Origin of the sequence: Bradyrhizobium sp. AUGA SZCCT0283, from assembly GCF_018130385.1 — a bacterium.
Lineage (GTDB): Bacteria > Pseudomonadota > Alphaproteobacteria > Rhizobiales > Xanthobacteraceae > Bradyrhizobium.
Genome location: NZ_JAFCLU010000004.1, coordinates 187,222 through 213,771, shown reverse-complemented (window position 1 = coordinate 213,771; position 26,550 = coordinate 187,222). Strand labels below are relative to the sequence as shown.

Annotated in this window: 26 protein-coding genes and 1 pseudogene; 14 read left to right on the top strand and 13 right to left on the bottom strand. The window is 63.3% G+C overall.

Annotated features, from left to right (window positions below; all coding sequences use genetic code 11):
• Positions 1–4: 4 nt before the first annotated feature.
• Genes JQ624_RS08360 through JQ624_RS08350 form a run of 3 tightly spaced genes read right to left on the bottom strand, consistent with a single transcriptional unit; the run spans position 5 to position 2,933 of the window.
• Positions 5–349 (bottom strand): DUF1491 family protein, encoded by a 345-nt coding sequence (locus JQ624_RS08360; protein WP_212418385.1) that lies wholly within the window; start codon positions 347–349, stop codon positions 5–7.
• A gap of 33 nt (positions 350–382) precedes the next feature.
• Positions 383–1,132 carry a peptidoglycan-binding domain-containing protein gene (locus tag JQ624_RS08355; protein WP_212418384.1) on the bottom strand — a complete coding sequence of 250 codons (750 nt, stop codon included), beginning with the start codon at positions 1,130–1,132 and terminating at the stop codon, positions 383–385.
• The gene (locus tag JQ624_RS08350; protein ID WP_212418383.1) at positions 1,125–2,933 is read right to left on the bottom strand and encodes an ATP-binding protein; all 1,809 of its coding nucleotides are present in this window, start codon (positions 2,931–2,933) and stop codon (positions 1,125–1,127) included. Before JQ624_RS08350 ends, JQ624_RS08355 begins: the two co-directional genes overlap by 8 nt.
• A gap of 423 nt (positions 2,934–3,356) precedes the next feature.
• Between JQ624_RS08350 and JQ624_RS08345 the strand changes: the two genes are divergently transcribed.
• Together JQ624_RS08345 and JQ624_RS08340 are read left to right on the top strand one after the other, a co-directional pair.
• A complete protein-coding gene (locus tag JQ624_RS08345) occupies positions 3,357–3,770 on the top strand; it encodes a DUF5330 domain-containing protein (protein ID WP_212418382.1) in 414 nt (137 codons plus the stop codon).
• Between the two features lie 84 nt (positions 3,771–3,854).
• Complete coding sequence (locus JQ624_RS08340; protein WP_212418381.1) at positions 3,855–4,283, top strand: SufE family protein; 429 nt, start codon at positions 3,855–3,857, stop codon at positions 4,281–4,283.
• 92 nt (positions 4,284–4,375) lie between these two features.
• Here JQ624_RS08340 and JQ624_RS08335 read toward each other — a convergent pair whose 3' ends face one another.
• Together JQ624_RS08335 and JQ624_RS08330 are read right to left on the bottom strand one after the other, a co-directional pair.
• Positions 4,376–4,789, bottom strand: coding sequence for a MucR family transcriptional regulator (locus JQ624_RS08335; protein WP_108513078.1), 414 nt, complete (start codon positions 4,787–4,789; stop codon positions 4,376–4,378).
• 269 nt (positions 4,790–5,058) lie between these two features.
• Positions 5,059–5,937, bottom strand: coding sequence for a DUF308 domain-containing protein (locus JQ624_RS08330; RefSeq protein ID WP_212418380.1), 879 nt, complete (start codon positions 5,935–5,937; stop codon positions 5,059–5,061).
• Positions 5,938–6,283: 346 nt separating this feature from the next.
• Between JQ624_RS08330 and JQ624_RS08325 the strand changes: the two genes are divergently transcribed.
• The 3 genes and pseudogenes from JQ624_RS08325 to JQ624_RS08315 all read left to right on the top strand — a co-directional run bounded on the left by JQ624_RS08325 (position 6,284) and on the right by JQ624_RS08315 (position 9,840).
• On the top strand, positions 6,284–7,933 hold the full coding sequence (locus JQ624_RS08325) for a glycosyltransferase family 39 protein (RefSeq protein WP_212418379.1): 1,650 nt from the start codon (positions 6,284–6,286) through the stop codon (positions 7,931–7,933).
• A 113-nt stretch (positions 7,934–8,046) separates the two neighbouring features.
• A pseudogene (locus tag JQ624_RS08320) lies at positions 8,047–8,825 on the top strand (class II aldolase/adducin family protein).
• Between the two features lie 31 nt (positions 8,826–8,856).
• Positions 8,857–9,840, top strand: coding sequence for an NAD(P)-dependent oxidoreductase (locus tag JQ624_RS08315; RefSeq protein WP_212418377.1), 984 nt, complete (start codon positions 8,857–8,859; stop codon positions 9,838–9,840).
• Between the two features lie 122 nt (positions 9,841–9,962).
• On the opposite strand, the gene JQ624_RS08310 is transcribed toward JQ624_RS08315, so the two are convergent.
• The 6 genes from JQ624_RS08310 to JQ624_RS08285 form a co-directional block, all read right to left on the bottom strand.
• Complete coding sequence (locus JQ624_RS08310; protein ID WP_212418376.1) at positions 9,963–11,186, bottom strand: ABC transporter substrate-binding protein; 1,224 nt, start codon at positions 11,184–11,186, stop codon at positions 9,963–9,965.
• Positions 11,187–11,191: 5 nt separating this feature from the next.
• Positions 11,192–11,584 (bottom strand): tripartite tricarboxylate transporter substrate binding protein, encoded by a 393-nt coding sequence (locus JQ624_RS08305; protein WP_212418511.1) that lies wholly within the window; start codon positions 11,582–11,584, stop codon positions 11,192–11,194.
• Positions 11,585–11,915: 331 nt separating this feature from the next.
• A complete protein-coding gene (locus JQ624_RS08300) occupies positions 11,916–12,401 on the bottom strand; it encodes a DUF6789 family protein (protein ID WP_212418375.1) in 486 nt (161 codons plus the stop codon).
• Positions 12,402–12,411: 10 nt separating this feature from the next.
• Positions 12,412–13,815: a M20/M25/M40 family metallo-hydrolase gene (locus JQ624_RS08295; RefSeq protein WP_212418374.1), complete on the bottom strand. Its 1,404-nt coding sequence runs from the start codon at positions 13,813–13,815 to the stop codon at positions 12,412–12,414.
• Between the two features lie 5 nt (positions 13,816–13,820).
• Complete coding sequence (locus JQ624_RS08290) at positions 13,821–15,143, bottom strand: glycosyltransferase family 87 protein (protein WP_312014390.1); 1,323 nt, start codon at positions 15,141–15,143, stop codon at positions 13,821–13,823.
• Between the two features lie 35 nt (positions 15,144–15,178).
• A complete protein-coding gene (locus tag JQ624_RS08285; protein WP_212418373.1) occupies positions 15,179–16,804 on the bottom strand; it encodes a helicase HerA-like domain-containing protein in 1,626 nt (541 codons plus the stop codon).
• Positions 16,805–17,143: 339 nt separating this feature from the next.
• On the opposite strand from JQ624_RS08285, the gene JQ624_RS08280 reads away from it, so the two are divergent.
• The 8 genes from JQ624_RS08280 (at position 17,144) to scpA (ending at position 24,393) form a co-directional block, all read left to right on the top strand.
• The gene (locus tag JQ624_RS08280; protein WP_212418509.1) at positions 17,144–17,509 is read left to right on the top strand and encodes a DUF2267 domain-containing protein; all 366 of its coding nucleotides are present in this window, start codon (positions 17,144–17,146) and stop codon (positions 17,507–17,509) included.
• Positions 17,510–17,564: 55 nt separating this feature from the next.
• Complete coding sequence (locus JQ624_RS08275) at positions 17,565–17,972, top strand: DUF4332 domain-containing protein (protein WP_212418372.1); 408 nt, start codon at positions 17,565–17,567, stop codon at positions 17,970–17,972.
• Positions 17,973–18,047: 75 nt separating this feature from the next.
• Positions 18,048–18,905, top strand: a complete 858-nt coding sequence (gene folP / locus JQ624_RS08270) for a dihydropteroate synthase (RefSeq protein WP_212418371.1) — start codon at positions 18,048–18,050, stop codon at positions 18,903–18,905.
• Positions 18,902–19,273 carry a dihydroneopterin aldolase gene (folB, locus tag JQ624_RS08265; protein ID WP_212418370.1) on the top strand — a complete coding sequence of 124 codons (372 nt, stop codon included), beginning with the start codon at positions 18,902–18,904 and terminating at the stop codon, positions 19,271–19,273. The genes folP and folB overlap by 4 nt, the downstream gene beginning before the upstream one ends.
• A gap of 1 nt (position 19,274) precedes the next feature.
• On the top strand, positions 19,275–19,766 hold the full coding sequence (gene folK, locus JQ624_RS08260) for a 2-amino-4-hydroxy-6-hydroxymethyldihydropteridine diphosphokinase (RefSeq protein ID WP_212418369.1): 492 nt from the start codon (positions 19,275–19,277) through the stop codon (positions 19,764–19,766).
• A gap of 92 nt (positions 19,767–19,858) precedes the next feature.
• Entirely contained in the window at positions 19,859–21,721 is a 1,863-nt protein-coding gene (locus JQ624_RS08255) for a methylmalonyl-CoA mutase family protein (protein ID WP_212418368.1), read from the top strand.
• A 2-nt stretch (positions 21,722–21,723) separates the two neighbouring features.
• A complete protein-coding gene (locus JQ624_RS08250) occupies positions 21,724–22,191 on the top strand; it encodes a GFA family protein (protein WP_212418367.1) in 468 nt (155 codons plus the stop codon).
• Between the two features lie 42 nt (positions 22,192–22,233).
• On the top strand, positions 22,234–24,393 hold the full coding sequence (scpA, locus tag JQ624_RS08245) for a methylmalonyl-CoA mutase (RefSeq protein WP_212418366.1): 2,160 nt from the start codon (positions 22,234–22,236) through the stop codon (positions 24,391–24,393).
• 136 nt (positions 24,394–24,529) lie between these two features.
• On the opposite strand, the gene JQ624_RS08240 is transcribed toward scpA, so the two are convergent.
• Both JQ624_RS08240 and JQ624_RS08235 read right to left on the bottom strand, forming a co-directional pair.
• Complete coding sequence (locus JQ624_RS08240) at positions 24,530–24,703, bottom strand: hypothetical protein (protein WP_212418365.1); 174 nt, start codon at positions 24,701–24,703, stop codon at positions 24,530–24,532.
• Positions 24,704–24,844: 141 nt separating this feature from the next.
• Positions 24,845–25,315 carry an SRPBCC family protein gene (locus JQ624_RS08235; protein ID WP_212418364.1) on the bottom strand — a complete coding sequence of 157 codons (471 nt, stop codon included), beginning with the start codon at positions 25,313–25,315 and terminating at the stop codon, positions 24,845–24,847.
• Positions 25,316–25,536: 221 nt separating this feature from the next.
• Between JQ624_RS08235 and JQ624_RS08230 the strand changes: the two genes are divergently transcribed.
• On the top strand, positions 25,537–26,532 hold the full coding sequence (locus JQ624_RS08230; RefSeq protein WP_212418363.1) for a tripartite tricarboxylate transporter substrate binding protein: 996 nt from the start codon (positions 25,537–25,539) through the stop codon (positions 26,530–26,532).
• The last annotated feature ends 18 nt before the right edge of the window (positions 26,533–26,550 follow it).

The window sequence follows — 26,550 nt, the reverse complement described above, 5'->3', positions numbered from 1 at the left end:
ACTCTTAAGCCTTCGCCAGATCCAGAAAGTGGCGCCCTGCCCGGTCCTCGGTCTCGACGATCCAGGCGTCGGGATCGAAACGGATTTCCTTGGCGAGGCGCTCCTCCACGGATGGCTCGGGCACCGGTTGCGGCGATGTCGGGACGAAAATGCGCTCGGCCGGGCGGCTGTCGTCATAGACAGTCTGCGGCGCAGGTGCAAAAAGCATGGCATTGCCGTCGAGCAGCGCCACCTTGACGAATACGGCCCCGGCTTCCTCCGCGCCTCGCCTGCGCACGGCGCCAAAGATTCCCTCGGTCTGGCAGCGGCGCAGATAAGCGGCCACCCAGATGGATGATTTCAATCGCATGGAAAAGACGATAGGCCAGCGACCAGGCGGAAGCTAGTCGATCGGGTGGCCGATCATCGCCGTGAGCTCCTTCACCAGGCGATCGGACATCTGGCCGGTCACCGGGAGCTTGCGGTCGCGTTCGAATTTTGTGATCGCGGCCTGGGTGTCCGAACCGACCGCTCCGGTCGGCTTCAACTGGCCGTAGCCATATTGGGTGAGCGCGCGCTGCACCGCCGCCACGCGGCGCGCGCCGGCGCTCTGCGCGGTGGCCGGAATCGACGCGGGCGGACGCGCCACATTCGCGGGCGCCGCGGCAGGCGCACCGGTCGACTTGACCACCAGATTGGCCATTGGGTCAGGGTTCTTGGGGTCAGGGTTTTTGGCGTCAGGGTTCCTGGCATCGCCCCTTGGATCGGCGCTCCTGATCTCGACGTGTTTGGGATCAGCGCCCCTCACCTCGACCGGCCTGATTTCCGGCGGCTCTGTCTCGACCGGCCTTGAGGTCAGTTCGACCGGGCGCGGCCGCGGCAACGGGCTCACGACGGCAGCTTGCGGCGACGGCAGCGTCACCACCGAGCCGAACATCGGCGAGGGATGGCGTCCGGCCTGCAGGAACAGCGCATTGGCGAGGATGGCGCAGATCGCGGCAGCGGCGAGCAGGCCCGCGACCATGTCTTTCGGACTGTGCAGGAGGACGCGCATCACAAGGCCGCGCTCTTCCTCCACTTCAATCGCAGCCGCCTTCGCGCCGCGACGGCGGCGGCGCGGCATCTCGTCATCGTCGTCAATACGCCTAGGCACGTTTCTTCACCTGATGGACTTGATCCTGTGGTTCCGGTCGCAGCGCCGGTTTCAGCGGCGCGACGTTGTTTGAAGGCGTCAGCAGCGGCGCAATGTCAAGCGGCAAGGCAACAGCCACCGTGGTGCCCTCGCCGACCGTGCTCTGCACGTTCATCTCGCCATTGTGCAATCCGACCAGGCCCTTCACGATCGACAGGCCGAGGCCGGTGCCTTCGTGCTTGCGCTGATAGGTCTTGCCGGCCTGGAAGAACGGATCGCCGATCCGCGCCAGATCCTCGGCGGCAATGCCGACGCCGGTATCGGTGACACGCAGCATCAGCCGCGCGCCCTCGACCGCAGCGGAAACCGTCACGCTGCCACCGCGCTCGGTGAACTTGATGGCGTTGGCGACGAGGTTCAGCGCGATCTGCTTGAACGCGCGGGGATCGCCGTTCATCACGGGCAAGTCCTCCGCGGCACGGGTGATCAGATCGACGCCGTTGTCCCGCGCCTTCAGCGCCAGCAAATTGCAGCAGTGCAAGAGCGCCGCGCGCGGCGCGAACGGCTCCGGCGAAATTTCGAAATTGCCGGTTTCCATCTTGGAGATATCGAGGATGCCGTTGACGACCGACAAGAGATGCTGGCCGGAATCGTTGATCAACTGCGCGTATTCCTTGCGGCGCGCGGCATCGAGCATCATCGCCTCTTCATGCACGATCATCTCGGAGAAGCCGATGATGGCGTTCAGCGGCGTACGCAATTCGTGGCTCATGGTAGCCAGGAATCGTGTCTTGGAGGCGTCCGCCTGCTCGGCGGCGGTGCGCGCCAGTTCGAGTGCCTGCTCCTGGACCTTGCGGTCGGTGACGTCGCGCATCACGGCGACGACGTCGGCCTCGGGCGAAACCTGCTCGAGCGGCCGGCAACGCATCTCGACCCAGATGAAATCGGCGGAAATGTTCTGGCCGCGAACCGCGTCGCGGCGGAGACGGAATTCGACGCGTTGCTCGCTGCCGCGCGCGGCGTCCGACAGCGCCGTGAGGTAGGCCGGACGATCGACGACATGGACGCGGTCGAACAGGCCATGGCCGGTGAGCCGGGCAACCGGCGTGCCGAGCATGGCTTCCGCCGCCGGCGAAATGAATTCCACGGCGCCGTTGCGGCTGTGACGCGAAATCACGTCGCTCATGTTTCGCGCGAGCAAGCGATAACGGTCTTCCTCCAGATAGAGCAACGCCACGGAAGTGCGCGCCAGCGATTCGGCACTGACGGCCAATCCTGCCGCATAGAGCGTCGCGGAAGCGACGCCAGCTCCCATCAGAACGCCGCGCAGGGCCGCGTTCGACTCCGCCACCGGCAGGAAATGAAAATGTCCGAGCGCGATCAGCAAGGCGACGCATGACAGGGCCAGCGTGGAAGCGAACGCGACCACCCGGCGCGAGGCCGACAACGCGGCTTCCAGGGGAACGACGATGAGCCAGACCGCGGCGAATGATTCGATACCGCCGGTGGTTATCGCAACCATCATGACGAGGCCCGCCAGCGCCAACGCGGAAAGGATATGCGCGCCTTCGTAGCGGCCGGTGCGCGACAGGAACCAGGACAACAGAATGGGTGCGATCAGCCAGGCGAAGGCCGCGACCTCGAGCGCCGTGGGCGCCCCGCGCATCGCCAGATAGATCGGAAAAGCCGCAAGCGCCGCCAGGCTGCCGAGCAGCCGCGGCGCCATGAATGCGCGGTGACGCGCGCGCGTCAGCGCATCATATCGCGCCGAGGGATGCAGCAGGGCATCGAGACAATCGTGGATGATACTCAAAACAGTCACGGCTCTCGCGCTTCGGCTTGTTCGTCAGACAGACGCGCCGGAACGCCCCCTCAATCTTTGCGCCACCGTGTCAGAGCGAACTTAAGCGAACGCTAAGGCGCGGGGATTCGCCGACCAACACCGTGCATTCGCGGAAGTTTCACGCCCCGCATGACGCTCATTCGACGCGGATGGTGAACGATAGGTTTAGAGCCGCATCGATCTATGGTTTCGAAATGGTGGATGCGCGAGCGCCGCGAACTTTTCGCGCGATAGTGGTCATCAATCGAAAATTTACGCCGAATCGAATCAATCCGCTTTTCGGAAAATTTTCGGCGATTTTACCTCAATGCAAACACTTGCGATTTATCGACGGCTGTTAGTCAGAAGCAAACCAGCGGACCTAACCGCAACACAACCATAAGAGACGACCGGGGTCGCGAGATGTTTTTTCTGCTTCGCATGGCATTCTGGCTCGGGCTCGTGCTCGTGCTGTTGCCCAGGGAAAAGACGCCTGAATCGGACAAGGTGCCGCAGATCGGCGCCTCCGAAGCCGTATCGGCTGCGACCGCCGCCGTCTCCGACATGGGCCAGTTCTGCAAGCGCCAGCCGGCGGCCTGCGAGGTCGGCGGTCAGGCGGCGACGGCGATCGGCCAGCGCGCCCAGGATGGCGCCCGCCAGTTGTACAAGATCATCACCGACAAGAAGCCCGTCACCGACAAGAAGCCCGACCATACCAGTTCGATCGACACGGCCGACGACGCCGAGGCCGTGGTGGCGTCGCCCACTGATGCGCTGACGGAAGAGGATATGGCGATCGAATGGCGGCTGCCGCGAACGCCGTTGGCCTCAAAATAAGGCCGCGGGAACCGGTTCCATTTCCATCGCTTTCGTTCGATCCGCATCCTATATAGAACTTTAAGGAAACGGACGCGGGCCAAGATGACGATCGACGAAATCAGGGACAATTTCGAGCTGCTGGAGGAATGGGACGACCGCTACCGGTACGTCATCGAACTCGGCCGAACGCTCGAGCCGATGCCGCAGGCCGAACATTCCGCCGAGAACAAGGTGAACGGCTGTGTCAGCCAGGTTTGGCTGTCCAGGCAGATCGACCGCAGCGGCAACGGCGAGCCGCGGCTGAAGTATCTGGGCGATAGCGACGCCCACATCGTGCGCGGCCTGATCGCGATCCTGCTCACGCTTTATTCCGGCCACACGCCGCAGCAGATCCTGGCAACGGATGCGCTTGCCGTATTCGACGAATTCGGATTTCGCGAGCATCTGACGCCGCAGCGTTCGAACGGCCTGCGCTCCATGGTCGAGCGCATCCGCGCCGACGCGCGCGAGGCGCTGGCCGCGGCTTCCTGACGTTCAGAGTTTTGTTTGACGCGTTTTCTTGACGCGAACCGGTACCCACCCCGAATCAAGTCCGGCAGGCTTTCGCTTGAAAACGCTTTGGACTACTTCCGCTTCCGCGCCTGCTGGCCGAGGCCCATCTTCTTGGCGAGTTGTGAACGCGCCACCGCGTAGTTCGGCGCGACCATCGGATAGTCCGGCGGCAGGCCCCATTTGTCGCGATATTGCTCCGGCGTCATGTTGTACTGCGTGCGCAGATGGCGTTTCAGCGACTTGAAGCGCTTGCCGTCCTCGAGGCAGACCAGATATTCCGGGGTCATCGACTTCTTCACCGACACGGCAGGCTTGGCCGGCTCGAGCGGCGTCTCGGGGCGGCCGCTCGACACCCGCATCAGCGCGGCATGGACCTGGCTGATCAGGTTCGGGATTTCCGAGGCCTGGGTCGGATTGTTGCTGAGATAGGCCGATACGATATTGGCGGTCAGTTCGACGGGCGTCTTGCTGGCGGAATCGGTCATGGCTCAACCTTTTGGGATCACGAATGCATCTGTCGGCCATACGGTTCGGACAGTATCCAACCGCATCTATACATCAGCGGAATCTCGTACGACTTGGCGAATATGAACGAAGTACCGGGAAACTGACAAGAACGGCGGCGCTTTATTTCCGATAGCCAGCCCCGTGGCAAGTATTGCCGGTTTTAGAGTGTTTTCCAGCGAAAGCCTGCCCCGGACTTGATCCGGGGTGGGCACCGGTTCGCGTCAAGAAAACGCGTCAAATCAAAAATCTAGAGCCGCTGGTCGAGATGCGCGCGCAGTTCATCGATCGAGGCGAAGCGCATCATCCCCTCCGGCATCTGGGCCTCGATCGAACCGTCGGAATAGAGCGAATAGGCCATGCCATCGACAACGCCCGATTTCAGCACCGTCACCTCCGGCTGATCCTCGGTGTGCGCCGGTCCGCCGTTGGCTTCCGCGAGCGTCGGGGGCATGCGGCCGCGCCGATGCGCCAGGCTTTCACCGGGCTTTGAGCGTTCCGCCTTCGGCCAGGCATCTTCGAACGATGCGGGCGGCGGTTCCGCAGTTTCGACCGGCGGCACGGTGGGCGGCCTGGGGCGAAGGTCCGACGACAACAGGTCCGGCGGCAGCGGCTCGCTGGACCGCGCTTGGGCGCGTTCGCGCTCTTTTCGCGATGTCGATGAAAACAGTAAATTGCGCTTTGGTTTCGAAGTCGACGGTGGCGGTTCGGGGTGCATCGGTTCCGGAATCGGATGATCACGCAGGACTGTCTCGTTCTGCCACGGCGGCGGTGCCGCCGGAGAGAAGGGTCCTGGAGCGCCGGGTTGCTCGGCGGCCGGGAAGCCGCCACCGGCAGGGGCGGAATCCCGCGTCGCCGCGACGGGAAGCACCGGCCGCACCGTGGCCTCACCGCGCGCTTCAGGCACGCCGGCGCCGGGCACGCCAGAACCGAGCCGCCGCGCGATGTTCTTCAACTCCCGGACCGTCATCCAGAGCGCGAGCATGATCGCGCCGGTGCAGACGCCGATCACGCCGGCGATAATCAGCGTGTTGCCGGTACTGAATTCCTTGATCGGGATCCCGAAGCCGATCGCCAGCAGGCCCGCCAAAACGAGGCCGATCCCGGCGACCAACATAACAAACATCATCGAACCAACCCCTCAGCCGCGCCCGAAACGCTCGCCAGCCGCCCCGCGCCACGATACCGTCATATTGTGCGCACCGCCAACCGCCAATTGCGTCCCGGGTTCCGCAATAGCGTCGTCCGGTTGCAGGATTCCTGTCGCGGACAATCATGCTGCCATTCAGGTACCGTTCAGCCCGCCGCCCGTAGTCTTACCAGCTACCAATTACTGCCCTTTTGTTGCATTGCATCAGGGATTTAGGCCACAATTCCCAATTACTTGGTAATGGAACTGCGCTATATGGGTACCCGGGGAATGAGGCTCAAGAATATCCAAGCTGGGCCATAGGGACGCCGGGTTACCAATCGCCATGTCAGCCATCACGACTTCTGCCCTCGATACGCCCGCGCGGCGCTCGGTGGAGCGGACCTGCGACGACCTTGCCATATTCGCGCTGGCCGTGGTCGCGCTCGTTGCGGGCCTCACCTTCCGTGACTACGGACTGGGCTGGGACGACTACACCCACGCCGAATATGCCGACCTGCTGCTGCGGATGTACGGTTCCGGCTTCAAGGACACCGGCGCGCTGTCGTTCGCCAATCTCTACATGTATGGCGGCGGCTTCGACATGGTGGCGGCGCTGCTGCACAAGGTCATTCCGCTCGAACTATTTGAAACGCGCCGCCTGCTTGGCGCCGTCGTCGGCCTGATCGGCCTTGCCGTGACCTGGCGGCTGGCGCGGCGTGTCGGCGGCCCGCTTGCCGGGCTCGCGACGCTGCTGCTGCTGGCGCTGTGCCCGACCTTCTACGGGCACATGTTCATGAACCCGAAAGACGCGCCGTTTGCCGTCTCGATGGTGATCCTGATCCTGGGTCTGGTGCGCCTCGCCGAGGAATACCCCGCCCCCTCGCCGCGAACCATCCTGATCGTCGGCCTCGGCGCCGGTCTCTCCATCGGCTGCCGGATTCTCGGCGGGCTGGCGCTGGTCTATGCAATCGTGGGCTTCGTCCCGCTGCTGATCGATGACGTTCGCACGCAAGGCGCGCGCGAAGCGATGCGCCGCTTCGCCCATGTCGTGTACGTGCTGCTGCCCGGCCTCGTGGTCGGTTACCTGATCATGGGCCTGGTGTGGCCGTGGTCGATCATGGAGGCGGACCATCCTTTCAAGGCGCTGACCTATTTCTCGCATTTCTTCGAAAAGCCCTGGAAGGAAATGTTCGACGGCGCGCTGGTCTCGGTGCCTGATATGCCGTGGTCCTACCTGCCGACGCTGTTCGCGCTGCAGCTTCCCGAAATATTGCTCGCGCTTCTGCTCGCCGGCGTCGTCGGCACCTTCATGTCGCTGTCGCGCGCGGACGTCTCGGCCCGCCGCAAGACCATCTTCCTGATGCTGACGCTGGCGGCCAGCCTGCCGCTGGTGATCGCGATGGTGAAGCGGCCGGCGCTCTACAACGGCATCCGGCATTTCGTTTTCGTCATCCCGCCGATGGCGGTGCTCGCCGGCGTATCGTTCGCCTGGGGCATGAACTGGCTCAAGCACAATCACCGCCGCTGGCAGCCTGCCGCGCTGGCGGTGTTCACGTTCGGACTGCTGTTGCCGCTCAGCGAGATGATCCGCCTGCACCCTTATGAATACACCCATTTCAACCACATCGCCGGCACCGTGCGCTCCGCCGACAGCCTGTTCATGCTGGACTATTGGGGGCTGGCGCTGAAGCAGGCGTCCGACGGCCTGCGCGAAGAGCTGGTCGAGCGGCAGGAATCGCCGCCGCAGGGACGTAAATGGAAGGTCGCGGTATGCGGCCCGCAGCGCCCGGCGCAGGTGGCGCTCGGCCCCGACTTCACGATCGGCTGGGACAGCCAGTCCGCCGACTTCGCGATGACGCTGGGCGAATTCTACTGCAAGGGCCTCACCGCGCCCGTCATGGTGGAAATCAAGCGTGACGATGTCGTGTTCGCGCGCGTCTACGACATCCGCGGCCGGGGCATCTCGACCCTGCTGGCGATTCCGGCGCCGTAGCGGCGCATCGCCGCGATAGCATGACTGCCACGCAGGACGTCCGCCTTGCTGCCGATCCGGTGCAGGGCTAGGCTCGCTGTCGAAAATCAATAATTCACCGGAGAAAGCGCGCCATGTCGCCAGCTGAAGCTCGCCTGAACAAGTTCCCTCCGGCATGACGGACGCCGAGTGGAGCCAGCGCGTCAACCTCGCCGCCTGCTATCGCCTCGTCGCACTCTATGGCTGGGACGACCTGGTCGACACCCACATCTCGGCGCGCGTGCCGGGCCCCGACCATCACTTCCTGATCAACCCTTACGGACTGATGTTCGAGGAAATCACGGCGTCGAGCCTGGTGAAGGTCGATCTCCTCGGCAACCAACTCAGCGAAAGCGAATACAGCATCAATCCGGCCGGCTTCACCATCCATTCCGCGATCCATGAGGTCCGCGAGGATGCCGGCTGCGTGCTTCATCTGCACACGCCCGACGGAACGGCGGTCGCGAGCTGCATGGAGGGCCTCTTGCCGATGAACCAGACCGCGCAATTCGTCACCCACGACCTCGCCTATCACGATTACGAAGGCGTGGCGCTGGACCATGACGAACGCCCGCGGCTGCAGAAGGATCTCGGCAACAAGAACCACATGCTGCTACGCAATCACGGTACGCTGACGGTCGGCCGTTCGGTCGCCTCCGCCTTCGAGCGCATGTACCATCTGGAGCGGGCCTGCACGATGCAGGTGCGCACCCGCATGCTGGGGCCGACCGCCTACCCGATCGAACAGGCCGTGATCGACAAGAACGAACAACTGTTCAGCAATGCCGATTTCGCAGAACGGCGCTCGACCAATCTGGTATGGCCGCCGCTGCTGCGCAAACTGGATCGCATCGATCCGAGCTACAAGACCTGAGCCTGGCGAGCGCACGAAAGGTTCTGGCGGCGTGACGGTACTGGTGACCGGCAGTTCCGGCCATTTGGGCGAGGCGCTGGTGCGTACGCTGCAGGCGCAGCGGCGCGAGACGATTGGTATCGATGTTCTGCCCGGTGCGTTTACACACCAGATCGGCTCGATCACCGACCGGGCTTTCGTACGCCGTTGCATGAAGGACGTCACGACCGTGCTGCACACAGCAGCGCTGCACAAGCCGCATGTGGCAACCAACAGCCGCCAGGACTTCGTCGACGTCAACATTTCAGGCACGCTCAATCTGCTCGAAGAAGCTGCCGCCGCCGGCGTCTCGGCGTTCGTCTATACCAGCACCACAAGCGTGTTCGGCGATGCGCTGGTGCCGCCGCCGGGCGAGCCGGCGGCCTGGATTACCGAAGACGTCACGGCGGTGCCGAAAAATATCTACGGCGTCACCAAGGCGGCCGCGGAGGATCTGTGCGAGCTGTTCGCGCGCAATCATTCGCTTCGCGCCACCGTGCTGCGCACCTCGCGTTTCTTTCCCGAGGAAGACGACAATCGCGCGGTGCGCGAGGCCTATACCGACGCCAACATCAAAACCAACGAGTTCCTCTATCGCCGCGTCGACATCGAAGACGTGGTCAGCGCGCATTTGCTGGCAACCCATCACGCGTCGTCGGCCGGGTTCGCGAAATACATCATCAGCAGCACCACGCCATTCTCGCGCGAAGACGCTGCGGAACTGCGCGACGACGCGCCGCTTGTGGTCTGCCGTTACGTGCCGGACTATGAGGCCGAATTTGCCCGGCGCGGCTGGACGATGATTCCAGGCATCGATCGCGTCTATGTCAACGACCGGGCGCGTGCCGAGCTCGGCTGGCGGCCACGCCACGATTTCCGCGCGCTGATCGCGCGGCTGCGGGCCGACCAGGATATCCGCAGTCCACTCGCGCGCGAGATCGGCAGCAAGGGTTATCACGACCGCGCCTTTCGCGAGGGACCCTACCCGGTGGAGTGAGGGCGCATCGAGAAATATCCGGTGGATCGCGCCGGGCGGATGCGCTAAACTGTCAGGTACATACCTCTACACGTCGGGAATCAAAACGCCGCCCAATCCCGGGCGGCGTTTTTATTTGAGGTTCATTCTTTCGCCTCGTCGGTGATGATCGATCCGAGCTTTTCCCATCGCTCGCCGTCAAAGCGCACCATCTGAAACTGCTTGTTGACGCGGTAGTCCGAGGGCGTAGTCGTCACCGTGATCCCGGGCAGCAACAGATCGAGTTCGACGTTGGTGAGTCGGGTGGCCTGCTTCAGCACGTTTTCGCGGGTGAGATCGTCGCCGCAATTTTTCAGCACCCGAGTCAGCAGCTGCGCCGTGATGTAGCCGTAGACATTGAGATTCGAATATCTGTCACCATCCGGATAGTACTTCGCCATGAACGCGAGATAGCGCCTCGTCCCCTCATCGTCCTTCCACTCGGGATCGGCCGGATCCTTGACGTAGCCGACGCTGATGACGCCTTTCGAGTTGTCGAGGCCCGCAGGCTTAAGCACCGCGCTCAAGGACGAAGCGTTGATGTCGATGATGTGCACCGGGTGCCAGCCGAGCTCGGCGATTTTCTTTATCGCCTGGGCGGCCTGCTTGGGCGTAGAGGCACTGAAAAACAGGTCGGTGCCGGCATCCCTGATCTTGAGAATCTTTGAATCGATGGTCGGTTCGGACAGCTCGTATGAGACCTCCGCGACCACCATCTGCTCAGCCTTGTCGCCGAGGCCGGCCTTGATGCCGTTGAGATAGTCCTTGCCCAGATCGTCGTTCTGATAGAGCACGCCGACCCTGGCGTTCGGATACTGCTTCAGAATGTATTGCCCGTAGATCCGCCCCTCGACGAAGTAGCTGGGATTGAAGCCCATCGTCCACGGAAAGGCCGTAGGATCGTTGAATCTCGATGCGCCGGTGGCGGCAAACAGTTGCGGCACCTTCTTGGCGTTGAGGTATTTCTGCACGGCCGCGTTCGGCGCGGTGCCGATGATTTGGAACGTCAGCAGGACTTCGTCACCCTCGACCAGCTTGCGCACTCGCTCGACGGTCTTTGGCGGGCTATAAGCGTCGTCATACTGGATCAGGTTGATCATGCGGCCGTTCACGCCGCCCTGGTCGTTGATCATCTTGATATAAGCCGCCTGGGTCTTGCCGATCGTCGCATAGGCGGAGGCCGGTCCGCTCAAAGGTACGGTCTGTCCCACCTTGATTTCCGTGTCGGTGGCACCGGCATCGTATTTCTTCTGCGCATGAGCGGGGGACACCGACAGGGTGACGGCGATCGCCGACGCGGCCATCAAGTTGAGAGCACTATTCCTCATCGCCTTTATTCCTCCTTGAGCCCCGCGGCGCGGATCACTTCGCCCCACTTGCGCTTCTCCTCGTCGATGAATTTGCCGGACTCGGCAGCCACGCCGGCGTTGACTTCCGGTCCCTGAACCACCAGCGTTTGCTTCACCTCGGGATCGGCAAGCACGCGAATAACCTTCGCCTCCAACCGACCGACGATCGACTGCGGCGACGCCCCCGGCGCCATGAAGCCGTACCAGCCGGAAGCGATCACGTTGGAAAGCCCCTGCTCACGCAAGGTGGCAGCCTCGGGGTAAATCGGGCTGCGCGCGCCCGACGCCACAGCCAACACACGCAGCTGACCGCTCTGGATGTGCGGCAAGGCCGTGCTGATCTCGGTCAACGTGGCGTCGAGACGCCTTGACGGCAGCCCCTGCGGACAAGCAGACGGCGAGCGTGCACAGCCGAGTTCGCCGTGTGACCTTCATAGATGCCTCCGGAAATAGGGCCACCGAACGTTGAGGCAGCCGGCGTGTCCATCCCGTTTTTCATCAAGCCGTATCGGCGCGATCAAACCGCAGGGATCGCATGGCTTTCTTTGTCTCGTCGAGACGCACGATAGATACGCGCCGTCTATCGGACAATGTGTATTTTTTTACCAATTTATCGGCTTAACCTATGAATACCCGGCAACCATGGCGCCGTGGAGCGCGAATGGCGATGGATGTGACACACTGCGGCGGTTTCATTTGACGCCCACTTCATTTGAAGCCTGCGCGCGGCGGCCCCACATGGCGCCATGAATTGAGCGCTGCATAAACGATGCCGAGAACGACGCTGTAGGCGAGGAGCATTGCGAGAGAAAACAGCGCAGGCCAGATGCCGAGGTTAAGCGTGCCGGCGAACGGTCCCAATCCAACCAGCGGGAAGAACACAAGTCCCATCGCCACCCAGCCGAAGACTCCGAAAGTCGCTCCCTTTGCCGCGCCGCTCTTTCCCGGCAGCCAGGAGTAGAGCCACCCGAAGCAAAGGCCGAGGATCGTCGAGCCGTTCAGGAACGACATCGCCCATGGAATGATCGGATGGACTTCGCCACCCGTCAGATGAGCGAGCGTAGCCTGAAGGCTCTCATAGGGTTGAAAAGCGGGAAGCAGGCCGGTCCGCGATTTCAGATACATCAATAGCGTATGGGCAGCGCTGCCGCAGAAACCCGCGATGGCCGCTTTCCAGATCCAATGCCCGCTCATCGCGCCGCGCTTAGCGCGGCGTCTCGGCGAAGGCCCCCAGGATCCGCGCCCAGGAGCGGATGCCCTTGTGGTAGCTCTTCAGATCGTATTTCTCGTTCGGCGAATGGATGTTGTCGTCGTCGAGGCCGAAGCCGACCAGCACGGTGTCGAGGCCGAGGGTGCGCTTGAAGTCCGCCACGATCGGGATCGAGGCGCCCGAGCCGATCAAAAGCGCTTCCTTGCCCCACTCGTCCGTCAGCGCGCGCTTGGCCGCGGCCAGCGGCTTCATGTTCCAGTCGAGCGCAATCGCCGGCGCGTTGGAATGATCGGTGAACTCGGCCTTGCAATCGGCGGGCACGCGCGCCCGGACATAGTCGCGGAAGGCGTTGCGGATCTTTTCCGGGTCCTGTCCCTCGACGAGGCGGAACGAAACCTTGGCGGAAGCCTCCGCCGGAATCACGGTCTTGGAGCCCTCGCCGGTATAGCCGCCGATAATGCCGTTGATGTCGCAGGTCGGACGCGAGGAGACCTGTTCGATCAGGAGACGGTCCTTCTCGCCGGCCGGAATCGAGAGGCCGATCGGCTCTAAGAATGACTCCGGCGTGAGATTGAGGTTCTTCCACTGCGCCAGGATGTCCGGAGGCAGATCCTTCACGCCATCATAGAAGCCGGGGATGGTGATGTGGCCGTTGTCGTCGTGCAGGCCGCCGAGAATGTTCGTCAGCACCCGGATCGGGTTGCGCGCACCGCCGCCGAAGATGCCGGAGTGCAGGTCGCGATTGGCGGCCTTGATCTTGACCTCGTCATAGACGAGCCCGCGCAGCGAGGTCGTGATCGCCGGCGTGTTCTGGTCCCACATGCCGGTGTCACACACCAGCGCGAAATCGGCCTTGAGGTCGCTCTTGTTCGCTTCCAGGAACGGCACGAAGTTCTTCGATCCGATTTCCTCCTCACCCTCGATGACGATGGTGATGTCGACCGGCAGCGATCCCGTCACCTTCTTCCAGGCGCGACAGGCCTCGACGAAGGTCATCAACTGCCCCTTGTCGTCCTCCGCCCCGCGCGCAACAATGATCTTGCGGCCGTCGGCGTGGTCGGCAACCACGGGCTCGAACGGCGGGCGGTGCCAGAGGTTCAAAGGATCGACCGGCTGCACGTCATAATGCCCATAGAACAGCACGTGCGGACGGCCGCCGGCGCCGCCATTGGCTTTGGCGACGATCGCAGGGTGCCCGGCCGTCGACCTCACGTCGGCCTTGAAGCCGAGCGTCGCGATATCTTTCGCAAGATGATCGGCGGCCGCCTTGCAATCGCCGGCGAAGGCCGGGTCGGCCGAGATCGACTTGATCCGCAGCAGCGCAAACAGCCGCTCGAGGCTGTTGTCGAAATCGGCGTCGATATGATCGAGGACCGGCTGGATCTTTGCGTTGGACATGCTGACTATCCCTGGCTGCGGGCCTTGTTGTTGGCATCAAGTTGTAGCTCGCCCACGGCCTGAGGCAAGGCAACATCCGCGGCAAGCGGATGCAATATGTGCCAGACCAGCCCTGCCACGAGCAGGATGGTGGCTGCGAGATTGTTGCCATAGGCCTGCAGGTCAATCGGGAACAACGGAAGCGAGAGGCACAACAAGCCGCCCGCCACGGCGAGCAGCACCCATGTGCCGGTCCTGATCGCGGGCCTGGGATCATAAGCGGCGCGATGGGCCAGCACGGTGATCGGAAAGAACAACCACAGAAAGTAATATTGGCGAGCCAGCGGCGAAGCGACAGTGATCAGGCAAAAGAGAATGCCGATCTCCTCGGCATCCGAGCGTTCCGTCCGGCGCGTGGCCTTCGGCATCACGGCGAGGTATCCGAGCCCGATCGCCAGCGAGATCGCCAGCACGATCCAGTTCGCCGTCTTGAAATCGAGGTTGGCGATATTCATCGTCCGCACAGGCTTGGCCGGGTCATCCTGATTGTAATTCACGGGCCGCGTCAGCCGATGCGTCACCGCAATGATCGACTGGTTGACCCACGACCAGTTCTGCTCGTCGCGCTGTCCGAATCCCTTCTCCGAACTCGACCCCACCATGCCCTGGTACCAGGTCTTCAACTCCGCGGCGTTGTGCTGGAAGCCGCGAAACGGCGCCGGCAGCACGAACAGAAACACGCCGATGAACACCAGCATGCTCGCGGCTGCCGCCCACTGTCTTCGCCACACCAGATAGGGCAACACGGCCACCGGAAACACCTTGATGGCGGTGGCGAGCGCGAACATGCCTCCCGCCATCCACCCACGGTGATCGCGCAGCAGCCAGAACCCGTAGAGCATCAGCGCCAGCAGCACCAAGTTCGGCTGGCCGAGGTCGAACATGTCGAACACGAACGTAACAGTGACGAAGCCCGGCAACGCTTCCAGCCAGGGCCCGGGCTTGCGCCCCGATCCCGCCATCGCGTGCGAGAACTGCGCCGTCATCCACCACGCGACGACGTTGAGGAACGACAGGCACAGATAAAGCGGGATCTTGCCGAACCAGCTCGGAATTGCGAGCAGCACCGCCGAGAGCGGCGGATAGATGAATTCGAAATAGGCGGCGGGATCGGCAGGGTAGAGATTCCTGCCCTGCAGCACCTGCTGCCCCGCCCAGAACCAGAGCGGATAGTCCTTGGTCTTGCCGTTGCCCCAGATTTCCGGCACGAGGACATCGGCGGTCAAGGCGATGCAGCAGACCAGAAACAGGAGATCGAGCGGCCTTCGTAGCGACGGATATCTCAGCACACGCTCGTTCCGGAGGTCAGAGGGAGATCTTAGTCTTACCGCCGCAGCAAGCCGCCGAGCGCGCCGCGCACCAGCGCGCGCCCGACCGAACCGCCGAGCGATCCACCGACCGATTTGCCGAGATCGGCGGCGATACCGCCCACCACCTTGTTGGTGACGGACCGCGTAACGTCTCGCGCAATCACCTGGCCCGTCGTCAGCCTGCCGCGCTTGACGTTGGTGCCGAAGATCGTGCCGACGATCGAACCGATCTGTCCGAGAACTCCGCCGCCGCCAGAACCGCCATCCGCGCCATCCGCAGGCGCCGCCGTTCCGGCCACACGCTTCTGCAGCATCTCATAGGCGGATTCGGCGTCGACCGCGGTGTCGTATTTACCCTTGACCGGGCTCTTGTTCATGATCGCCTTGCGCTCCTCCGGCGTGATCGGCCCGATCCGCGCCGTCGGCGGCCGGATCATGACGCGCTCGACCATGGTCGGCGTGCCGCCGCCTTCGAGGAACGATACCAGCGCTTCACCCTTGCCGAGTTCCGTGATCACGCGGGCGGTATCGAGCTTCGGGTTGGGCCGGAAGGTCTGGGCTGCCGCCGCCACCGCTTTCTGGTCGCGTGGCGTGAAGGCGCGTAGCGCGTGCTGCACGCGACCGCCCAATTGGGCCAGCACCTTGTCCGGCACATCGATCGGATTCTGGGTGACGAAGTAGACGCCAACGCCCTTGGAGCGGATCAAGCGGACCACCTGCTCGATCTTGTCCATCAGCGCCTTCGGTGCGTCGTTAAACAACAGATGCGCCTCGTCGAAGAAGAACACCAGTTTCGGCTTCGGCAAGTCGCCGGCTTCCGGCAATTCCTCAAACAGTTCCGACAGCAACCACAACAGGAAGGTGGCGTAGAGCCTCGGGCTCTCCATAAGCTTGTCGGCAACCAAAATGTTGACCATCCCGCGACCATCGCTGTCAGTCCTCATGAAATCCTTCAGCGCCAGGGCCGGCTCGCCGAAGAATTTCGTTCCGCCTTGATTTTCCAGCACCAGAAGCTGGCGCTGAATGGTCCCGACGGTTGCCTTGCTGACATTGCCGTAGCTCTGCGCGGCCTTTCGGATCTCCGCGAGCTCGTCCTCCTCGGCATCCGGCCCCTTTTTACCGCCAGCGGGCGCGATCGCATCCAACAGCGACCGCAGATCCTTCATGTCGATCAGCGTCAGGCCGTTTTCATCCGCCACGCGGAATGCAACGTTGAGGACGCCTTCCTGCACGTCGTTCAGATCGAGCATCCGCGACAACAGTAATGGCCCCATCTCCGTGACCGTGGCGCGAACCGGATGACCTTGCTCGCCAAACACGTCCCAAAACACGGTCGAGAACTGGTCCGGCTGAAATTTCAGGCCCATCTCGCCGGCGCGCTTGAGGATGAAGTCCTTGGCCTCGCCGATCTCTGAAATTCCGGACAGGTCGCCCTTGATATCGGCTGCGAACACGGGAACACCGGCGCGTGCAAAACCTTCCGCCATCACCTGCAGCGATACGGTCTTGCCGGTTCCGGTCGCTCCGGTAACAAGGCCGTGCCGATTTGCAAGCGCAAGCGCAAGCCAGGCTGTCTGTTCGCCCTTTCCGATAAAAATCTTCTCGTCGGTATCGGCCGTCTTGTTATCGGAGGTCACCATCGCATCGCCTCTTCGCGCGCATCGGGAAGGTTTGGTTGGCAATCATATCGCATCCTGCCCGCCGATTGAAACCGTCGGCAGCGCATCCGTGAGCGTTCACCCACCTCACCGTTCGCGTTTCTCATACTTTTTCCCGACCTTCGGCGGTGAAATCGAGAACGCAGCGCAATAAGCCAGTGTGAATCCGGCATTCACTCTTGCATTGCTGCAACACTCGCCGCGCGAATCGAGAACCACATCGCCTTGATGTGCGCGGATCGCTTGTATTTCAGATCGCAGGCGCTCAAGATCAATTCACAAGCAGACGACCCGGTTAAACCGGTTGGGGACGGGGCAAATATGGACGAGTTGATTGGACGGCTGGCCTCCAAGGCCGGCATCGATAGCGCTGTCGCTGAAAAAACCATCGGCATCGTTCTGGGTTTTCTCCGTAACGAGGGGCCCTCCGACAAGGTTCAGGCCCTGATCGACCAAATTCCGGGTGCCGAGGCTGCGATTGCGGCTTCCAGCAGCAATGGCGGTTTCTCGAGGCTGATGGGCGGAGGGTTGATGGCGGTCGGCACCAGGCTGATGGCGCTTGGTCTGGGCATGAACGAGATTCAAGGCGTGGCGCGTGAACTTTTCAGGTTCGGCCGCGACAAAATCGGAGCGGATCAAATGGGCGAAATCATTTCAGGGACGCCGGGTCTCAGCCAGTTTGCATAGTACGCACCTTCGTAAGCACGTTCGGCCCGGGCACATTCTTTTTTCATCGAGTATCATGACTTATCCTCTTTCCGAGATCGAAGGCCTGACCGCCTACTCAGCCTCGAAACTGAAATCGTTGGGCATTCGCACCACCGAGGCGCTGCTGGAGGCCGCCCGCACGGTGAAAGGACGCAAGACGCTCGCGGCGAAGACCGGCATCAGCGAGCAGCAGTTGCTCGAATGGGCCAATTTTTCCGACTACATGCGCATTCCCGGGATGGGCAAGGCCAAGGTAGGCCTGGTGCGCGCAGCCGGCGTCACCACGGTGCGCGAACTCGCCCATCGCAATCCGGCGCGCCTGGCCCAGAATATGAAAGACGTGAACACCAAGCGCAAACTCGTCCGGGTTCTGCCCTCCGAAAGATCGGTCGAGCAGTTGATCCAGCAGGCGCGCAAGCTTGCGCCGAAAATCAGCTACTGAAGCCGGTCGGGCCAGGCCCGCGAGGACTGGCTCTCACGCCTTGACTCCCCGGCGCGGACCGCGCAAAGCCACCGCATGATCGCAGCCAAGCCCAGCCCCACCGCCGCGACCGGTCCGGCCGGTCATCCGGTGCTGCCTGCGCTGCTGTCCAGGCCCTATCCGGCAGTGATGGGCGTACTGAATGTAACGCCCGATTCATTCTCGGACGGCGGGCAATTCGCCGCCCCCGAGCGCGCGCTGGTCCAGGCCCGTCGGATGATCGCCGAGGGTGCCGACATCATCGACATTGGCGCGGAATCCACCCGGCCCTACGGGTCGGAACCGATCTCGGCGGAAGAAGAATTGAAACGGCTGCAGCCAGTGCTGCCCGAAATCGTCGCGCTCGGCATTCCCGTGTCGATCGACAGCATGAAATCGGCCGTCGTCGCCTGGGCGCTCGATCAGGGTGCCGCCATCGCCAACGATGTCTGGGGCCTGCAGCGCGATTCCGGCATGGCCGGCCTCATCGCCGAGCGCGGCGCGCCCGTCATCATCATGCATAACCGAGAAAGTGCCGATCCTGCGATCGATATCATGCAGGACATCTCCAATTTCTTTGCAGCCTCGCTCGACATCGCTGCGCGTGCCGGAATTTCGTCGGACAAAATTATCCTCGATCCCGGCATCGGCTTCGGCAAGACGCCCGAACAGAGCATGACCGCGCTGGCGCGGCTCGGCGAGTTGCAGTCGTTCGGGCTTCCACTGTTGGTCGGCGCCTCGCGCAAGCGCTTCATCAGCACGGTGACGCCCTCGGAGCCGCATCAGCGACTCGGCGGCTCGATTGCCGCGCATTTGTTGGCGGCCCAGAACGGGGCGCGGATTATCCGGGCACACGACGTCGCCGAGACCGTACAGGCGCTACGCGTCACCGCCGCAATCAGGGAACAGGCATGAGCGATACGATCTTCATCACCGGCGTCGTCATCCATGCCCGCCACGGCGTGATGGAGCACGAGACCGAGGTCGGGCAGCGTTTTGTCATCGACCTCGAACTTTCCGCCGATCTGTCGGAAGCCTCGCGCACCGATCACCTGTCCGACACCGTGTCCTATGCCAGTGTGGTGGCAACCGCGACGGCGGCGTTCAAGAATACCAACTACAAGCTTCTGGAGCGCGCGGCCGGTGCCGTTTCGGATGCGATATTCGCAACTTTTCCGCGCATCCACACGGTCAAGGTCACCGTGCACAAGCCGCATGCGCCGATCGCCGCGATCTTCGAGGATGTCGGCGTGGTGCTGACGCGCAAGCGGCCATCGCCCTGACATGGCAGACGTGCTGATCGCGCTCGGCGGCAATGTCGGCGACGTCCGCGCGACATTCAACAAGGCCATCGCCAATATCTGCGGCATGACGCAGGCCGCCCTGCTGGCGCGTTCCTCCGACTACACCACCCCGCCCTGGGGCGAGGAAGACCAGGCGCCGTTCACCAATGCCTGCATCGAGATCGAAACCAGCCTCGATCCGCATGCGCTGCTATTCACGCTGCACAAGATCGAGAAAAAATTCGGCCGCGACCGCGCGCGTGAGACACGCTGGGGTCCGCGCACCCTCGACCTCGATTTGATCGCCTATGATGACGTCAGGCTCGACAAGCCGGAACTGACGCTGCCGCATCCGCGGGCTTTGGAGCGCGCCTTCGTACTCGTGCCGCTGGCCGAGATCGCGCCCGACCGTATCATTGCGGGACGCCGCGTCAGCGAGGCGCTCGCGCAGCTTTCGACCGAGGGTATCCAGCGGTTGCCCGACCTCGATTGACCCGAAAGACCCCAAAACAACCGTTTGGCTTGCCGGCCGCCCCGTGGCAATTTCCGGCCAAATCAAGAGACGACCAGGGAATAATGGGCCGGATGACCAAGACTGACGAGCTGACATTGGCCGCGGAGTTTCCGCAAGCGACCTACGAGGACTGGCGCAAGCTGGTCGACGGGGTGCTAAAGGGCGCGCCGTTCGAGAAACTGGTCAGCAAGACGTCCGACGGGTTGAAAATCGATCCGATCTATCGCCGTGCGAAAGGCGCTGCGCCGGTCGCCGGCCGCGCCGCGGCTGCGCCCTGGCAGATCATGCAGCGGATCGATCACGCGGACGCAAAAGCAGCCAACGCGCAGGCGCTGCACGATCTGGAGAACGGCGCGACGGGGCTGACTCTCGTGTTCGCCGGCGCCAATGGCGCTCACGGGTTTGGCTTGGATCCTTCGGCGGAGGCGGTCGCGCAGATTTTCGACGGCATCCATCTCGACGCTGGCATCGGCATCGAGCTTCAGATCGGCCCGCAGTCGCGAATGGCCGCCATTCATCTCGCCGAATACATCAAGCACAAAGGCATAGATCCCGCGGCCTGCGACATCCGCTTCGGCCTGGACCCGCTCGGGTCCTGTGCGGTGTGGGGCTCCAGCCCCTACAACTGGGAGGAGATCGTGCCCGCGGTCACCGGCGCGATCAAGGGCTTCGCTGCGATGGGCTTCAAGGGCCCGCTCGCGGTCGCCGATGGACGGGTGATCCATGATGCCGGCGGATCGGAAGTGCAGGAACTGGCGTTTGTGCTCGCCGTCGCCGTCGCCTATCTGCGTGCGATCGAGCAGTCCGGCATCGCGCTCGAAGACGCGCAAGGCATGGTGTATGCGCGGCTCAGCGCAGATGCGGACCAGTTCCTGACGCTGGCGAAATTCCGTGCGCTGCGGCTGTTGTGGGCGCGGGTCGAACAGGCCTGCGGTCTCACGCCCAAGCCGCTGTTCGTCGCCGCCGACACCGCGTGGCGCATGCTGACGCAGCGCGATCCTTATGTAAACATGCTGCGCGCGACGATGGCGACTTTCTCCGCCGGTCTCGGCGGCGCCAACGCCATCACGGTATTGCCGCACACGCTGGCGCTGGGTCTGCCCGATCCGTTCGCGCGGCGTGCCGCGCGCAACACGCAACTGGTGCTCTTGGAAGAGTCCAACCTCGCCAAGGTGAGCGATCCCGCAGCCGGCTCCGGCGGTATCGAAACATTGACCAGACAGCTTTGCGAATCCGCGTGGTCGCTATTTCAGGAGATCGAAAAGGCCGGCGGCATGTTCGCCGCGCTCGAACAAAATCTGATCCAGCGCAAGGTCGCCGCTACGCGCGCCGCGCGCGAGGCCAATATCGCCAAGCGGAGGGACGTGCTGACGGGCGCCAGCGAATTTCCGAACCTGCATGAGGCCGAGATCGCGGTGCTCGATGCGACGCCGATCGTGCTGCCGCCCTATGGCGAGGCAAAGTTCAAATTCGATCCCCTGCCGCCGATGCGGCTGGCCGCGCCGTTCGAGGCGCTGCGCGACAAATCGGACGACAAGCTCAAGGCATCGGGCGCGCGGCCAAAGATCTTCCTCGCCAATCTCGGCACGGCCGCCGACTTCACCGCGCGCGCCACCTTCGCCAAGAGCTTTTTCGAGACCGGCGGCATCGAGGCGATCGACACGCAAGGCTTTGCCGACCCGACGGCGCTCGCGACCGCGTTCAAGGCGTCAGGCGCGGCTATTGTTTGCCTGTGCTCATCCGACAAGGCCTATGCGGAACACGCGGTGGCCGCTGCAAAAGCCCTTCAAGCGGCCGGCGCCGAACATATCTATCTGGCAGGGCGGCCCGGCAAACAGGAGGCCGCGCTACGCAATGCCGGTGTCAGTGATTTCATCTTTGCCGGCGGCGACGCGCTGGCGATGCTGCGGGAAGCCTGGCGGCGCATGGAGTGAACATGACGGAAACCAACCACAAGACGGTCCTGACCGGCGGCTGCCAGTGCGGCGCCATCCGCTTTGCGATGTCGAAGGCGCCGGCCAAGGTCAGCATCTGCCATTGCCGCATGTGCCAGAAGGCCTCGGGCGCGCCGTTTGCCTCCTTCGCCGACATCGAGCACGAAGACTTCAGCTGGACCCGCGGCAAGCCGGCCTCGTTCCAATCCTCCTCCATCGCCGAGCGCGATTTTTGCGCGGACTGCGGCACGCCGCTGAGCTTCCGGCGGATTGGCGGACCCCGGATCGAGATCATGACCGGCACGTTCGACCGCCCTGACCGGGTGGTGCCGACGCGGCAATATGGAACCGAATCCCGGCTCGGCTGGGTGGTCGGCATCGCCAATCTGCCGAGCCAGACCACACAGCAGAATTACGGGCCGGAAAAGATGGCGACCATTACCAGCCACCAGCACCCGGACCATGATTAGGGGCGGCGATCTCCGCCTGCCACATGTGCTATGATGGGTAACATGAGCCGCATACCGAACTTCGCAGATATCGCCTTTGAACCAACCGCGCCCGCGCAGCCCGCCGGCAGCGCCGAGCCGTGGCTGACGCCCGAGGGCATCCCGGTCAAGCCCGGCTACAGCGAGACTGATCTCGAAGGCATCGACTTCCTCGAGACCTGGCCGGGTATCGCACCCTATCTGCGCGGCCCCTACCCGACCATGTATGTCAACCAGCCCTGGACGATCAGGCAGTACGCCGGCTTCTCCACGGCGGAAGATTCCAACGCGTTCTATCGCCGCAACCTCGCGGCTGGGCAGAAAGGTCTTTCGGTCGCGTTCGACCTCGCCACCCACCGCGGTTACGATTCCGATCATCCCCGCGTCTCCGGCGACGTCGGCATGGCCGGCGTGGCAATCGATTCCATCTACGACATGCGCACGCTGTTTGCGGGCATTCCGCTCGACCAGATGAGCGTGTCGATGACCATGAACGGCGCGGTGCTGCCGATCCTCGCGCTGTTCGTCGCCGCCGCCGAGGAACAGGGCGTTCCGCCGGAAAAACTCTCAGGTACCATTCAGAACGATATCCTGAAAGAGTTCATGGTGCGCAACACCTACATCTACCCGCCCACGCCCTCGATGCGGATCATCTCCGACATTTTTGCGTACACCTCGCAAAAAATGCCGAAGTACAACTCCATTTCGATTTCCGGCTATCACATGCAGGAAGCCGGCGCGACGCAGGATCTCGAGCTCGCCTATACGCTGGCCGACGGCGTCGAATATCTGCGCGCAGGCCTGGCAGCCGGCCTCGACGTCGACCGTTTCGCGCCGCGGCTGTCGTTCTTCTGGGCGATCGGCATGAACTTCTTCATGGAAGTCGCCAAGATGCGCGCCGCGCGGCTGCTCTGGGCCAAGCTGCTGACCCAGTTCAACCCGAAAGATCCGCGCTCGCTGTCGCTGCGCACGCATTGCCAGACCTCCGGCTGGTCGCTGACCGCGCAGGACGTGTTCAACAACGTGATGCGCACCACGATCGAAGCGATGGCGGCGACGCAAGGCCACACCCAGTCGCTGCACACCAACGCGCTCGACGAGGCGCTGGCATTGCCGACCGACTTCTCGGCCCGGATCGCGCGCAACACGCAATTGTTCCTGCAGCAGGAAAGCGGCACCAACCGCATCATCGATCCCTGGGGCGGCTCCTATTACGTCGAACGGCTGACCCGCGATCTCGCCGCGAAAGCCTGGGGCCATATCCAGGAAGTCGAGGCGCTCGGCGGCATGGCCAAGGCGATCGAGGCCGGCGTGCCGAAGCTCAGAATCGAGGAAGCCTCCGCCAAGACGCAGGCCCGGATCGACGCCGGACGTCAGGCCGTGATCGGCGTCAACAAGTACAAGCCGGTCAATGAAGCCGCGATCGACGTGCTCAAGGTGGAGAACTCCACCGTGCGGCGGCTACAGATCGACAAGTTGAAGCGGCTGCGCTCCGAGCGCGACCAGAAGGAAGTCGATTCTGCGCTGGCCGCGCTGACGCGCAGCGCCGGCGAAGGCAACGGCAATCTGCTGGCGCTGGCGATCGACGCGGCGCGGGCGAAAGCCACCGTCGGCGAAATTTCGGACGCAATGGAAAAGGTGTTCGGGCGTCACCGCGCCGAAATCAAATCCATCACCGGCGTCTACAAGCGGGAGGCGGCGGCCATGTCCAACCGGGTCGAAAAAGTGCAGGAACTGATCGATGCGTTCGAGACTGCCGAGGGCCGCCGCCCCCGCATCCTCGTCGCCAAGATCGGCCAGGACGGCCACGATCGCGGCCAGAAGGTGATCGCGTCAGCCTTCGCCGATGTCGGCTTCGACGTCGATATCGGGCCGCTGTTCGCCACTGCCGACGAGGCGGCGCGGCAGGCGGTGGAGAACGACGTGCATATTCTCGGCGTGTCGTCGCTGGCCGCCGCCCATCTCACCGCGGTGCCCGAACTCAAGGAAGCGCTGAAGAAGCACGGCCGCGAGGACATCATGATCATCATCGGCGGCGTGGTCCCGCCGCAGGATTACGAGGCGCTGTACAAGGCCGGCGCCGAAGCGATCTTCCCGCCCGGCACCGTGATCTCGGACGCCGCCGAAGAGCTGATCCGCAAGCTCAACGCCCGGCTCGGCCATAGCAGCGAAGCGGCGGAGTAGCGCTCAGACAGGGAGCGCGCAGATGCGATGGGCGGTGTCGCCGGGGGCACCGCGCAATCGTCTCGCAATGAAGGCATCGAGATCGATCGCCGCAAGTGCCCCGGGCAGAACACCCTGATTTAGGATGCGTCGATGCTCACGCCGCAGCGTCAAGGCCGACGTTTTGTCGCAATCCTTCCAATTCTGCTTCCAAATCCAAAACGATATCGTGTAGCAAACGCGCCGCGAGCGGATCGGTGGTCTCCTGCTCCATCGCTCGATAGCGCGCCACCAGGTTTCTGCGCTCCTTCCACCATTCGCTGTCAGTCATGATGTCTCCCCATGCTCTGACCCCCAAGCGCGGGCGTATTGGTTCCCCGAATTAAGGAATTATTGCGGCGCAAAGGCGGGAACCGGCGGCGGCGCGCCACCAAAAGGCTTCCGCGATGTCTGCGAAATGAAGCCCACAGCCTCACGTGCGAAGGCGGTCTAACGCCCTTTCGAGCGAAAGAGTCCAGTCCGGAATCCAGGACTGGAATTGCGTCCGCCAACGCTCGGCATCCTTCGGTTCGGTGTCGAGCGTCACGGCCCATTCGATGAATGTCCTGTTGCCCTCGACGACCGGAAGCAGGTGCATCGTTCCCTGATAACGCGTCGGTGCGGGCGCTTCGGGCACGAGGTCGGACGGAAACGGCAGCGGCTCGATGCCCGCATAGGTCAGCGAGTGGCCTTCGTCGGAATGGCCGGCGAGCCGCTGCCTGATCCAGTTGCCGAGGTAGCAGAAGCGCCTGACCGCGCCGACTTCGTCGCCGCCCTTGTCGTCCTCGATCACGCTTTCGCTGACGCCGTCGATATAGGCCGGATAATTGTTGAAATCGCGGATCAGGGCCCACACGGATTCCAGGGGGTGGTTCAGCACGGTGCTGTAATAGGCTGTCGTCATGGCTCTCCCCGCAATCGATCGCGGCTCGATGACCGAGCCGCACATGGATACCTATGTCGGGTAGCCCGATCGCCGCCACCCGATTTCCGGATGTGGCGAGATGCCCACCGAGCGACGATGCCCATGATTGGCCAACGCCTTGCGACCACAACGCAAAGCCGCCTAGAATGCGGGCATCACAAGAGCGTCCGGCCTCACGGACGCCGCAGGGAGGACCACCGATGTCCAAGAAGATCACGCGCCGCGCCTTCGCGGCTTCATCCGCTGCTGCCGCGGCCGTCGCGGGTTTTGGCTTCAAGCCGGCGTTGGCGCAGGCCTATCCGGCGCGTCCCGTGACCGTGATCGTCCCTTGGGGCGCCGGCGGCGGCACTGACGCGACCGCACGCATCGTGGCGGCGCTGCTGGAGAAGGATCTCGGCCAGCCGTTCAACGTGGTCAATCGCACCGGCGGCTCCGGCGTGGTCGGCCATTCCGCGATCGCGACCGCCCAGCCCGACGGCTACACCATCGGCATGCTGACGGTGGAAATCTCGATGATGCACTGGCAAGGGCTCACGGAACTCGGGCCGAAGAGCTACACGCCGCTGGCGCTGATGAACGAGGATCCGCCCGGCATCCAGGTCAGTTCCGGATCGCCCTACAAGACCGTGAAAGAGCTCGCCGATGCCATCAAGGCCGCGCCTGCCGGCAAGTTCAAAGCCTCCGGCACCGGCCAGGGCGGCATCTGGCATCTGGCGCTGGTCGGCTGGATGCAGGCGATGGGACTTGCGCCGAACCACGTGGCGTGGGTGCCGTCGAACGGCGCGGCGCCCGCGATGCAGGATCTCGCAGCGGGCGGACTCGACCTCACCACCTGCTCGGTGCCGGAAGCGCGCGCCATCATCGAGGCCGGCAAGGCGCGCAGCCTTGCGCTGATGGCCTCGGCCCGCAACCCCGCCTTCCCCGACGTGCCGACGCTGAAGGAGGCGATGGGCATCGACTATTCGACCGGTGCGTGGCGCGGCATTGCCGGGCCCAAGGGCCTGCCTGCGGATGTAGCGAGCAAGCTGACGGCGGCGCTGAAGAAGGTTTTCGACTCCAAGGAGTTCAAGGACTTCATGAGCAATCGCGGCTTCGGAACGGTGTGGGGCGATGCGACCGAGTTCGCCACCTTCATGGACAAGGGCGACGCCCAGATGGGCGTGGCGATGAAGGCCGCCGGCCTGTCGAAGGCCTGATCGCGCTTCATCGTTCCA